We start from the raw sequence: 12,781 nt of genomic DNA on the forward strand, positions 1-12,781 counted from the left end.
GAGGCTTGGCCGGGTTACACTGTGCAGGCAGTCTTGCCTGATCGATGCCCTTTCACCGACCGTCAGAGTGCCGCCCAGTGTCTTCTCCCAAGGTGTCCTCTCCCAAGAAGCGCCGCATCCTGCTGATCGAGGACACGGTCCCGCTCGCCAAGCTCTATATCGAGTTCCTGCGCGCGGACGCCCATGAGGTCGTGCATTGCACCCGTGGGGGAGAGGCGCTGGACGCAGCGGCGGAAATGCCGCCCGATGCGGTGATTCTGGACCTGAAGCTGCCGGACATGGATGGGCTGGAGGTGCTCCAGGCGCTGCAGGCCCGCGACGCGAGCGTTTCGGTGGTCATCATCACCGCCCATGGCTCCATCGATCTGGCGGTGGAGGCAATGAAGCTCGGCGCCTTCGATTTCATCGTGAAGCCCTTCAACGCCGACCGGCTGAACCTGACCCTGCGCAACGCGCTGGAACGGCGGACGCTGGCGCGGATGGTGGAGGGATACCGCAAGGATCTCGACCGCGGGCGCTTCCACGGCTTCATCGGCAGCTCACCGGAGATGCAGGCGGTCTACCGTACCATCGAAAGCGTGGCCTCCAGCCGCGCCAACGTCTTCATCACCGGGGAGAGCGGGACCGGCAAGGAGGTCGCGGCCCAGGCCATCCACCGCGCCAGCCCGCGGCGCGACGGCGCCTTCGTCGCGCTGAACTGCGCCGCCATCCCGAAGGATTTGCTGGAATCGGAGATCTTCGGCCATGTGAAGGGCGCCTTCACCGGGGCGGCGGGCGACCGGCCAGGGGCGGCGCTGCTGGCCGACGGCGGCACGCTGTTCCTGGATGAGATCTGCGAGATGCCGTTCGACCTGCAGAGCAAGCTCCTGCGTTTCGTCCAGACCGGCACGGTCAGCCCGGTCGGCAGCGGCCGGGAGGAACGGGTGGACGTGCGCTTCGTCGCCGCCACCAACCGCGATCCGCTGGCCGAGGTGCAGGCCGGCCGCTTCCGCGAAGACCTTTATTACCGCCTGCACGTCATCCCGCTGGCCCTGCCGCCGCTGCGCGACCGCGGCGACGACGTGATCGAGATCGCGCGCTTCTTCCTGATCGACTATGCGCGGGAGGAGGGCAAGGCGCTGTCGGCCTTCGCTCCGGAGGTGGAGGCGCGGCTGCGCGCCCATGACTGGCCCGGCAACGTGCGGCAACTGCAGAATGTCGTCCGCAATATCGTGGTGCTGCACGATGGGCCGCAGGTCACGCTGGACATGCTGCCGCCGATGGGCGGTCCGGCGATCGGCGGTCCCGACGCCGGCACATCTCCATGCGCCGCCTGCGGGTCGCCGGCCGCCGATGCGGCGGCAGAGGATGGCGCCGTCCAGCCGCTTTGGCTGGTCGAGAAGGACATGATCCAGAAGGCGCTGCGGCTGACCGGCGACGATGTGCCGCGCGCTGCCCTGATGCTGGAGATCAGCCCGTCCACCATCTACCGCAAGCTTCAGCAATGGCGCGTCGCCGAGGCCCGCGGCGCCGGGGAGACCGCCGCGTGAGCGCGGGGGTGGTGCCCGCCCCACTGCCGCCCGACGAAAGCCGGCGGCAGGCGGTCCTGGACTCCTACTGCATTCTCGACACCGCGCCGGAATCGGGCTTCGACAACATCACCCGGCTGGCCCGGCATTTCTTCGGCACGCGCATCGCGCTGGTCTCGCTGATCGACCGCGAACGCCAGTGGTTCAAGAGCCGCGTCGGGCTGGAGGCGACGGAGACCCACCGCGATCTCGCCTTCTGCGCCCACGCCATTCTGGACGACGGCCTGCTGGTCGTGCCGGACGCGACCAGGGATCCGCGCTTCGCCGGCAATCCGCTGGTCACCGGGGCGCCGAACATCCGCTTCTATGCCGGCGCGCCGCTGGTGGCGGATGGGCAGAAGCTGGGGACGCTCTGCGTCATCGACGACGTGCCCCACGCTGGTTTCGACGAGCGCGAAGCGGAGACGCTGGCCCAGCTCGCCCGGCTGGTGGTGGACGAGATGACGCTGCGCCGCGAAGTAGCCCGGCGCGAGCGGGCCGAAGCGGAGCTGCGCGACCGGTCTCGCCTGTTGAACCTCGCCGAGGAGATCGGTCAGTTCGGCCACTGGTACATCGACTTCGTCACCGGTGCGCGTCGCTGGTCCGACGAGGTCTACCGTATCATGGGCCTGCCGCAGGGCGAGCCGCCGACCGTCGAACTTTCGCGCTCCTGCTACCACCCTGACGACCGGCCGCTTCTGGCCGATCTGGTCGAGCGGGCCCGGACGACCGGCGAGGGTTTCTCGGTCGAGGCGCGCGTCATCCGGCCGGATGGGTCGTTGCGCCATGTCTTCATCCGCGGCATGGCCGAATGCGGGGCCGACGGCCGGCCGGTCGGCCTGCTGGGCGTCGTCCAGGACATCACCGACGCCAAGCGGGAAGAGGCGGAACTGCGCTCGAACCGCGAGCTTCTGGACCTGACCGTCCAGGCGACGCGGGACGGCATCTGGGACTGGAACCTGGAAAGCGGCGGGATCTGGTTCTCCCCCACCTGGAAGGAACAGCTCGGCTATGGCGACGCCGAGCTGGAGAACAGCCTGGACATGTGGGCCGGCCTGATCTTCGAGGAGGACCGGATTGCGGCGCTGGAGATGGTCCGCGCCTACAATGCCGGGCTGATCCCGAAATTCGAGGCGGTGCAGCGCTTTCGCCACAAGCAGGGCCACACCGTCTATATCCTCAGCCGCGCCATCCATATCCGCGACGCCGATGGCCGGGTCGTGCGCATGGTCGGCGCCCACACCGACATCACGCGCGACAAGCTGACGGAAGAGGAACTGCGGCTCGCCAAACAGACGCTGGACGACGCGATCGAGGCGGTGCCGGAGGGGCTGGCCTATTTCGATGCCGACGACCGGCTGATCCTGTGCAACGAGCGCTATCGCGAAGCCCATCCGCTGACGGCGCCGCTGCTGACCCCTGGCCGGCCGTTCGAGGATATCCTGCGCGCCGCCATCGCCAACGGCGAGTTCGCGGGCAATCCGGACGGGCCGAGCGACGAAGCCTGGATCCGGGCCGAATTGGCTCAGCACCGCAACCCCGGCGCCCCGTTCGAGCGGGAACTGCCCGACGGCCGCTGGATCGTGGTGGCGGAGAACCGGACCAGCAACGGCTCGCTGGTCTGCACCCGCACCGACATCACCGAGCGCAAGCGCTTCGAGGCGGAATTGCAGCGTCAGGCCGCCGACATGTGCGCGCTGGCCGAAGGGCTGGACGCCGCCCGCGAGGAGGCCGATGCGCTCCGGGCCCGTGCGGAGGCGGCGACCCAGGCGAAATCGGAATTCCTGGCGGCGATGAGCCACGAGATCCGCACGCCGATGAACGGCATCATGGGCATGACGGAGCTGCTGTTCGACACCGCCCTGACCCCCGAGCAGCACCAGTTCGCCCAGGCCATCCGCAGCTCGTCCAACGCGCTGCTGACCATCATCAACGACATCCTCGACATCTCCAAGCTGGAGGCCGGCCGCGTCACCATCGAGACGCTGCCCTTCGACGCCGCCGATCTGGTGGAAGGCGTGGTGGAGCTGCTGACCCCGCGCGCGCACGAGAAGGGGATCGAGATCGGCTTCTATATCGACCCGCTGCTGCGCCGCACGCTGCTGGGCGATCCGACTCGCATCCGGCAGATTCTGGTCAATCTGGTCGGCAATGCGGTCAAATTCACCGACCAGGGGTCCGTCGCGGTGGAACTGGAGGCTCTGGACGCCACCGATTCCCATCTGGTGCTGCGCATCACCGTGACCGACACCGGCATCGGCATCCCGGCAGAGGCGCTGCCCACCCTGTTCAACAAATTCCAGCAGGTCGACGGGTCGATCACCCGCAAGTTCGGCGGCACCGGTCTGGGACTGGCGATCTGCCGCCAGCTGTCGGAACTGATGGGCGGCAGCATCGCGGTGGAGAGCAGCCTGGGCACGGGCAGCCGCTTCCTGGTCGATTTGCCGCTGGCTCAGTCGGGGGAGGCGTCCGACGAGACCCTGCCGCCGGGCGAACGGCCGCTGGCCGGGCGGCGGGCGCTGGTGGTGGACGATCTGGCGGTGAACCGCCGGGTGATGGCGTCGATGCTCGACAGCCTGGGCGCCATGCCGGCCACGGTGGAAAACGGACCGGACGCGCTGGAGGCGTTGCGGCGCGCGGCGGCCGGCGGCCGGCCCTTCGACGTGGTGCTCGCCGACCAGACCATGCCCGGCATGGGCGGCGATGCGCTGCTGGCGGCCATCGCCGGCGATCCGGCGCTGGCGGCGACGCGGCGGGTTCTGATCGTCACGCTGGCGCCGGCCGCGCGAGTCGACGGCGTGCCCCAGGGGCTGGCCCACGCCACGCTGAACCGGCCGCTGCGCCAGAGTTCGCTGGCCGACTGCCTGACCGGATTGCTGGTGGCGACGGCTTCTGCAGCCGTTTCCGCCGCTCCGGCCACGAACGCCGGGCCGGAGGAGACGCCGCGCCGCGGCCGCATCCTGCTGGCGGAGGACAACCGCACCAACCAGCTGTTCGCCACCACCCTGCTGCGCAAGCTGGGCTACGCGGTCGAGGTCGCGGAGGACGGGGAGCAGGCGGTCGCGGCGGCCTGCCGCGGCGGCTTCGATCTGGTGCTGATGGACGTTCAGATGCCGGGGATGGATGGTCTGGAGGCTGCGCAAGCGATTCGCGCGCGCGGCGGCGCCATGGCCAGCCTGCCGATCATCGCCCTGACCGCCGACGCCATGCCCGGCACGCGCGAGCTGTGCCTGCGCGCGGGCATGAGCGATTATCTGACCAAGCCGATCAGCCGCGCCGGCCTGCTGGCGGCGCTGGACTGCTGGATGGAATCGCCGGAAGACCGGCCCGGCTCCGCCGGCATTCCGGCGGACCCGGGTGACGTCAGCAGCGGCGACGAGGGCGACGACGAGGGCGGCAACCAGGGCGACGAGGCGTTGGACGAGGCGGTGCTGGCCGATCTGGTGGAGACGGTGGGCGCCGACAATCTGGCGCTGATCGTCGACAGTTTCCTCGACGACGTGTCGCGCCGGCTGGACCGGCTGTCGGCGATGGCGGAGTCCGTCCTGGCCGGCAACGCGGACCTGCGGGCACTGGCGGGGGAGGCGCACGACCTGTCCAGCCTCGCCGGCAGTTTCGGCGGGATGACGGTCATGCACCATGCCTGGCGCATGGAGGTCCTCTGCCGCAACGGCGACAGGGACCAGGCGGGCCAGCTCCTGCCCGTGCTGCTGCACGAGTCCGCGCGGCTGGAGCGTTGCTTGCGCCAGCGCACCGGCGTGCAGCGGCCGGCGGCCTGAGCGTCCTTCCGGCCTTGTGGATTGCGGTCAGCCGGTGCCGGGCTGGGTCGAGCCGTCGGCGTCCTCCGCCCGCTCCCGCAATTCTTCCGACGACAGGCCGGCGGGGGTGGCGTCCTGCAGCGTTCCGTCGCCCGGAGTCTTGCTCAGATCCTCGCGCGGGGAGCGCTCGCCGGCCGGGGTCTGGTCATGGGTGTCCGCACCGGATTTCCTCGGCTGGGGCATTCCTTCGGAGGGGGTGCGCGTTTGTGGCGTGTCGGTCATGATGTCCTCTGCTATCTTCTGGAGGAGTCAACGACCAGGAAGGGTGGGGGTTCCGCTCCCGGCCTGTCCTTGTGTCGGACCGGGAGAAGACGGCGCGGCGCCGCAAGGGGCGAACGCGCGCGCGACATAAGCGCGCTGCCCAGGCGCGCCGAAGACGGGCCAACCACCAAGGTCCGGCAGCGGAGGCCGCGAGCCGCCGCCCGGCCGGCCAGCAAGGAGTGTGAGAAGGTCATGGAATCGAGCAAGCACACGCCGCACGGCGATGTGAACCAGGTCGGCACCGTCACGCTGACCGACGACGCCACCGGCAAGACCCTGAAGCTGCCGGTGCTCAGCGGGTCGACCGGTCCCAACGTGATCGACATCCGCAAGCTCTACGCCGAGACCGGCTATTTCACCTACGATCCGGGCTTCACCTCCACCGCCGCCTGCGATTCGGCCATCACCTACATCGACGGCGACGAGGGCGTGCTGCTGCACCGCGGCTATGCCATCGCCGATCTGGCCGAGAATTGCGACTTCCTGGAGGTCTGCCATCTGCTGCTGAACGGCGAACTGCCGAACCCGCAGCAAAAGGCCGATTTCGAGCGCACCATCACCTATCACACGATGGTGCACGAACAGCTCACCAAGTTCTACAGCGGCTTCCGTCGTGATGCCCACCCGATGGCGATCATGTGCGGCGTCGTCGGCGCCCTGTCGGCCTTCTATCACGACTCCACCGACATCTTCGATCCGGTGCAGCGCAAGATCGCCGCCCACCGCCTGATCGCCAAGATGCCGACCATGGCCGCCATGGCCTACAAGTACACGGTCGGCGAACCCTTCATGTATCCGCGCAACGACCTGTCCTTCGCGGAGAACTTCCTCTACATGACCTTCGGCACGCCGTGCGAGGAATGGAAGGTCGATCCGGTCCTGTCGGAGGCGATGGAGAAGATCTTCATCCTGCATGCCGACCACGAGCAGAACGCCTCGACCTCCACAGTCCGCCTCGCCGGCTCGTCCCACGCCAACCCGTTCGCCTGCATCGCGTCGGGCATCGCGGCGTTGTGGGGTCCGGCCCATGGCGGCGCCAACGAGGCCGTGCTGAAGATGCTGGAGGAGATCGGCTCGGTGGAGCGCATCCCCGAGTTCGTCCGCCGCGCCAAGGACAAGAACGACAGCTTCCGCCTGATGGGCTTCGGCCACCGGGTCTACAAGAACTACGATCCGCGCGCCAAAATCATGCGCGAGACCTGCTATCAGGTTCTCGATCGCCTGGGCATCCAGGACGAGCCGCATCTGGCCATCGCGATGGAGCTGGAGAAGATCGCCCTGTCGGACGAGTACTTTGTCGAGAAGAAGCTCTATCCGAACGTTGATTTCTACTCGGGCATCATCCTGAAGGCGATGGGTTTCCCGACCAGCATGTTCACCGTGCTGTTCGCCGTGGCCCGCACCGTCGGCTGGATCAGCCAGTGGAAGGAGATGATCGAGGATCCGGCCCAGAAGATCGGCCGTCCGCGCCAGCTCTTCACCGGCCACGCCGCCCGTCCCTTCGTCCCGCTGGACAAGCGTTGAAGCCAGTAGCCTGTCCCCGCCTCGAGTCCCCTCTCCCCCCCGCTCACGCGCAAACGAAGTTTGCGCTGACGCGACAGGCGGACCTCCGGTCCGCCGAAAGCGGGGAGAGGGTTAGGGTGAGGGGGAAGCATGGCGAGAATTCTTGGGAAGGCACGCAGTGCGTCCCCCTCACCCCGACCCTCTCCCCGGGGGGGAGAGGGGGAAAAGCGCACACCCCGTGACCCAGCCTCTCCAACTCGGCCTGTCGGTCGCCATCGTTGCGGTGACCGGCGGGACGCCGCGCGTCGTGACGGTGCGCAGCGGATTCACAGTGCCGGAAGACCACCGGCGCGGCGACGAGCCGTTGCCGCATCGCGACGCGCTGCCCGGCGCCCCCTTCGAGCCCGACCGTTTCCGCACCCTGCAGGACGGCGTCCGCGCGGTGGCGGAGGGGCTGTCGGGGCTGGCGCTGCGCTATGTCGAGCAGCTCTACACCTTCGGTGACCGCTACCGCGATCCGCACGAGCTGTTCGGCGGGCCGCGCTCCGTCGTGGTCGGCTATCTGGCGCTGGTCCGCGACGGCCCATTGGGCGGCGAGGCCTCGGCCGAATGGCGCGACCTCTACGATCATTTCCCTTGGGAGGACTGGCGCGACCGGCGCCCGCCGCTGCTGGACACCGTGATTGCCCCGGCGCTCGGCGGCTGGATCGCCTCGGCGCCCGACGAGGGCACCCGCCTGCGGCGGGCCGAGCGTGCCCAGATGGCCTTCGGCCTGGACGGCGCCGACTGGGACATGGAGCGCGTGCTGGAGCGGTTCGAACTGCTCTACGAGGCCGGTCTGGTGGTGGAGGCCTTCCGTGACCGCGACCTCGCCGGACGGGTCGACCCGTCGGTGGGGGCCGGCGGGCCGATGCCGCGGGCGCTCGGCCGGCCGATGGCGCGCGACGGCCGGCGCATCCTGGCCACCGCGCTGGAGCGGCTGCGCGGCAAGCTGCGCTACCGTCCCATCGTCTTCGAACTTCTGCCGCCGACCTTCACCCTGCACCAGCTGCAACTGGTGGTGGAGGCGCTGTCGGGCGAGCGGGTGCACAAGCAGAATTTCCGCCGCCTGATGATCTCCGGCGGCTTTGTCGAGCCCACCGGCCAGTTTGAAAGCCAGACCGGCGGGCGGCCCGCCGAGTTGTACCGCTTCCGCCGCCAGGCCATCCACGAACGGACCAGTGCCGGTGCCATCCCATCCGCGGACGGATTAGGGTAAAATCCATCGGAAACTTCGACGCGCGGCATTGGGCGCAGTTGTCAACGGACGGCTGCAAGCGGATACTGGTGGAACGGTTTTAAACCCGGACTGTCCATAGCCGGAAAATCCATACTCGGAAAATCCAAGAAGGCCGATGTCGCACCGCATCCTGATTGCCGACGACCACCCGCTGATGCGCACCGCCTTGACCCAGACCATCGGTCAGGCGATCCCCGGCGCCGTGATCCTGGAAGCGTCGCGGTTCGACCACATCAAGCCGTTGCTGGATACCGGGGAGCCGCCGGACATCATCCTGCTCGACCTGCACATGCCCGGGATGAGCGGCCTGATCGGGCTGATGATGCTGCGCTCCGAATATCCCGCGATTCCGGTGATCGTGGTGTCGGCCTCGGAGGATCCGGTGACGATCCAGCGCTCCATCGACTATGGCGCCTCCGGCTTCGTTCCGAAATCGGCCCCCAACACTCAGATCGTCGAGGCGATCCACGCCGTGCTCGACGGTGAGCTGTGGTTGCCGGAGATCAACGGCGGCCCGGAGACCGAGGCTCCCGACCCGGCCCAGCGCGCCGCCACCCTGACCCCGCAGCAGCTACGCGTCCTCGCCGGCATCGCCGAAGGCAAGCTGAACAAGCAGATCGCCTACGAGATGAACGTCGCCGAAACGACGGTGAAGGCCCATGTCACCACGATCCTGCGCAAGCTCGGCGTGCTGACCCGCACCCAGGCCGCGGTGCTGGCGAGCCAACTGGCGCTGTCCGCCGCCCCGCCGCCGCCGGTGGAGTAAGGCGAACTCAGTTCTTCACCCCACCATCCGCTGCCCTTCCGCGAGCAGCTGTCCCAGCAATGCCCTCAGCGCACCCGGCCGCACCGGCTTGTACAGCAGCCGGCAGCCCGCCGCCTCGATGTCCTCGCGCACGGCGGCGTCGCGATCGGCGGTGACGACCGCCGCGGGGATGTCGCTGCCGAGCCGGGCGCGCAGGGTGCGCAGGGCCTCCACCCCCGTCAGGCTGCGGTCGAGGTGATAGTCGGTCAGGATCACGTCGGGAGTCTGCCCCTCCAGCTTCTCCAGGGCAAGGTCCGGGGCGACCGCGGTAACGACGCGGCAGGACCAGCTGGACAGCAGGTCCTCGGTGGCGCGGGCGATGGCGGGCTCATTCTCCAGGCACAGCACCAACACGCCGCGCAGGTCACGGCCACGCGGGCGGACCACCACGGCGCGTGCGGCGACCGGCTCGTCGGTCAGCGGCACCAGGACGGAGAAGGCGCTGCCGCGCCCGACCTTCGACCGCACCTGAACCGTATGGCCGAGGATTCCGGCCAGACGCTCGACGATGGCGAGGCCGAGGCCCAACCCCTTGCCGCGGTCGTCGCCGTCATTGTCCAGCTGACGGAACTCCATGAAGATTTCCGGCACCTTGTGTTCGGGGATGCCCGGCCCGGTGTCCCACACCTCGATCGACAGGAAATTCCCCCGTCGGCGGCAGCCCAGCAGGATGCGTCCGGTGCGGGTGTAGCGCACCGCGTTGGCAAGGTAGTTCTGCAGGATGCGCCGCAGCAGCGTCGGGTCGCTGCGCACCGTGGCCGAACAATCGACCACCCGCAGCCCCAGCCCGTGGCGGCTGGCCAGCACGGTAAACTCCTCGCCCAACGGTTTCAGCAATTCGTCGATGCGCATCGGCACCGGGTTCGGCTTCACCACGCCGCTGTCGATCTTGGAGACGTCCAGCAGGTCGCCCAGGATTTGCTCCACCGACCGCAGCGAGGCGTCGATCTGGCGGATGGCGCTGTCGCCGTTGCGTTCACCCAGAGCGGACAGGAACAGCCGGGCGGCGTGCAGCGGCTGCAGCAGGTCATGGCTGGCGGCGGCCAGGAAGCGGGTCTTGCCGCGGTTGGCGCGCTCGGCCTCCGCCTTCGCTTCCGACAGGGCGTGGGTGCGCTCCTCGATGCGGCGTTCCAGCGATTCGTTGGCTTCACGCAAGGCGGCGGCGGCGCGGTGGCGTTCGGTGACGTCGGTGTAGACGGCGACGAAGCCGCCGCCCCCTGGTTTTGAGCCGGGCATTGGGTTGGTGGCGATCTCCAGCACCGTCCCGTCGGGCCGCACGCGCTCATAGACGTCGGGCTTGTTGCGGCGGCGCGGGTCGGAGCGGCGCTCCAGCAGGGTCTCGATCTCGCCGTTGCGCCCATATTCGCCGCGCCGTGCGATCAGCCCGACGATGTCCCGCAGCGAGGTGCCGACCTGGACGAAGCCGTCCGGAAGATTCAGCAGGACCAGGAACTGGTTGTTCCAGGTGGCGACGCGCCAATCCTCGTCGAACACCGCGATGCCCTGGGGAACATTCTCGACCGTGGCGCGCAGAAGCTCGTGCTGCTTCAGGATGGCCCGCGACGCTTCGTCGATGATGGAGCGAGCATCGGTGCGCGACAGCCGGCGGTCGGACAGCAGTCCGGCCACCACCACGCGCGCCGACGCCGAACCCACGGCGCCGGCCAGCAGCCGCTCGGTCAGCTGGATCGCCTCGCCATCGGTGCGCATCAGCAGGGCGGTGCGCAGATCGCCGTCCTCCACCCCGGTGAAACGGCGGAAAGCGGCATCGGCGCGCGGCTGCCCGACATAGCGCACGGCCAGATCGTGCAGATCGGCCAGGGTGGCGCCGCGCGGCCCGTGCGGCTCGCCGTCGGAGGCGCGGCGCAGGCTCATGAAGCGGGCGGCCTGCTGGCGCTCCAGTGTCGACGGACGGGTCAGCAGCGACACCACGACGAACAGCAGCAGGTTCGGCCCCAGGCTCCACAGGGCGGCATTGGTCAGCGGGTCGATGCCGGCGATGCCGGCCAGCGCTACCGGGCTGAGACCGGTCAGGCCGAACGGCCCCTCGCGCAGCGCGCTGGAGGCCAACCATCCGGCATCGGCGAAGGACGGCAGCAACATGGTGTAGGCCCAGCCCAGGAAGCCGGCGCAGATGCCGGCGAAGGCGCCGCTGCGGCTGGCCCGGCTCCACACCAGTCCACCCAACAGGGCAGGGGCGAACTGCGCCACCGCGGTGAAGCTCATCATGCCAATGGTCGCCAGCGGAAAGGCCGGGCCGATCAGCCGGTAGCAGCCATAGGACAGCAGCACCAGCACGATCACCGCTGACCGCCGCACCAGCAGCAGGATCCCCGCCGGATCGTCGCGCAGCCGCCGGTCGTCGGGGCGCAGCGCCATCAGCAGCGGAACGGCGATGTCGTTGCAGATCATGGTGCTGAGCGCCACCATCTCCACCAGGATCATGCTGGTGGCGGCCGATAGCCCGCCGATGAAGGCGGCGAGCGCCAGCCACGGCCAGCCCTGGCTCAGCGGAATCGACACCATGAAGGTATCGGCGTTGGTCGTTCCGTCGGGAAGCAGCATCAGCCCGGCCAGCGCCACCGGCATGACGAACAGGTTGATGGCGACCAGATAGGCGGGGAACAGCTTCGCCGACGACCGCACGTCGCCGGCATGGGTGTTCTCCACCACCGCGACGTGGAACTGGCGCGGCAGGCACAGGATCGCCAGCCCCGACAGCAGGCAGGCCACCCACCAGTCGGTGCCGATGCTGTCCAGCCGGATCAGCTCAAGGAATCCGGGATTGCGGACGGCAGCGTCGATGAAGGTGGCGGGGTCGCCGAAGACGGAAAAGGCGATGGCGCCGCCCACCCCCAGCGCCGCGGCGAGCTTCACCACCGATTCCGCGGCGATGGCCATCATCAGTCCGCGGTGATGTTCGTTGGCCGACACGCTGCGCACACCGAACAGGATGGCGAAGGCCGCCATCAGCAGCGCCGCCATCAGCGCCGTTCCGCCCGGCATCTGGCTGAGGTCGGTTCCCAGCGAGGCTCCGCCCAGGATTTCGAAGCTGACGCTGATCGCCTTCAGCTGCAGGGCGATATAGGGCAGAAGCCCGATCACCGCGGCGATGGTGACCAGCGCTGCCAGGCTGCGGCTCTTGCCGTAGCGGGCGGACAGGAAGTCGGAGATGGAGACGACGTTCTCCGACTTCGCCACCCGGACGATGCGGGCCAGAACCGGCCAGCCCAGCCCGATCATCAGGATCGGCCCGATGTAGATCGGCAGGAAATAGAAGCCCCCGGTCGCCGCCCGTCCGACGGCGCCGTAGAAAGTCCAGGAGGTGCAATAGACGCCGAAGCTCAGCGCATAGAGCCAGGGCGTTCGTCGGTCGCTGCCATGGTTGCCGGTGCGGTCGCCGTACCACGCGATGGCGAACAGCGACAACAGATAGGCCAGCGACGCGGCCAGGATAAACCAGCTTTCCATGGGGCTTTGCGCATCCCGTTCCTGATTTTCACTCCCTGTGGGCGGCAGTTTATCACAGCGCGCGCGTCGGCACCGCGCCTGCTTCGCACCGCCACCT

At 68.8% G+C, this 12,781-nt stretch carries 7 protein-coding genes; 5 read left to right on the forward strand and 2 right to left on the reverse strand.

Going from position 1 to position 12,781, the window contains the following annotated elements:
• Positions 1–92: 92 nt before the first annotated feature.
• Positions 93–1,529 (forward strand): sigma-54-dependent transcriptional regulator, encoded by a 1,437-nt coding sequence (locus PWS46_RS28025; RefSeq protein WP_434625208.1) that lies wholly within the window; start codon positions 93–95, stop codon positions 1,527–1,529.
• Entirely contained in the window at positions 1,526–5,326 is a 3,801-nt protein-coding gene (locus PWS46_RS28030) for a response regulator (protein ID WP_434624704.1), read from the forward strand. Before PWS46_RS28025 ends, PWS46_RS28030 begins: the two co-directional genes overlap by 4 nt.
• Before the next feature lie 27 nt (positions 5,327–5,353).
• On the opposite strand, the gene PWS46_RS28035 is transcribed toward PWS46_RS28030, so the two are convergent.
• Positions 5,354–5,587, reverse strand: a complete 234-nt coding sequence (locus tag PWS46_RS28035) for a hypothetical protein (RefSeq protein WP_434624705.1) — start codon at positions 5,585–5,587, stop codon at positions 5,354–5,356.
• A 231-nt stretch (positions 5,588–5,818) separates the two neighbouring features.
• Here PWS46_RS28035 and gltA point away from each other — a divergent pair, with 231 nt between their 5' ends.
• The 3 genes from gltA to PWS46_RS28050 all read left to right on the forward strand — a co-directional run bounded on the left by gltA (position 5,819) and on the right by PWS46_RS28050 (position 9,174).
• Entirely contained in the window at positions 5,819–7,150 is a 1,332-nt protein-coding gene (gltA, locus tag PWS46_RS28040) for a citrate synthase (protein ID WP_434624707.1), read from the forward strand.
• Between the two features lie 217 nt (positions 7,151–7,367).
• Entirely contained in the window at positions 7,368–8,387 is a 1,020-nt protein-coding gene (locus PWS46_RS28045) for an NUDIX hydrolase (RefSeq protein ID WP_434624709.1), read from the forward strand.
• A 136-nt stretch (positions 8,388–8,523) separates the two neighbouring features.
• Positions 8,524–9,174 (forward strand): response regulator, encoded by a 651-nt coding sequence (locus PWS46_RS28050; protein WP_434624711.1) that lies wholly within the window; start codon positions 8,524–8,526, stop codon positions 9,172–9,174.
• 15 nt (positions 9,175–9,189) lie between these two features.
• On the opposite strand, the gene PWS46_RS28055 is transcribed toward PWS46_RS28050, so the two are convergent.
• Positions 9,190–12,684 (reverse strand): hybrid sensor histidine kinase/response regulator, encoded by a 3,495-nt coding sequence (locus PWS46_RS28055; protein ID WP_434624713.1) that lies wholly within the window; start codon positions 12,682–12,684, stop codon positions 9,190–9,192.
• Positions 12,685–12,781: the final 97 nt, after the last annotated feature.

Source organism: Azospirillum sp. B2RO_4, assembly GCF_051124815.1.
Classification (GTDB): domain Bacteria; phylum Pseudomonadota; class Alphaproteobacteria; order Azospirillales; family Azospirillaceae; genus Azospirillum.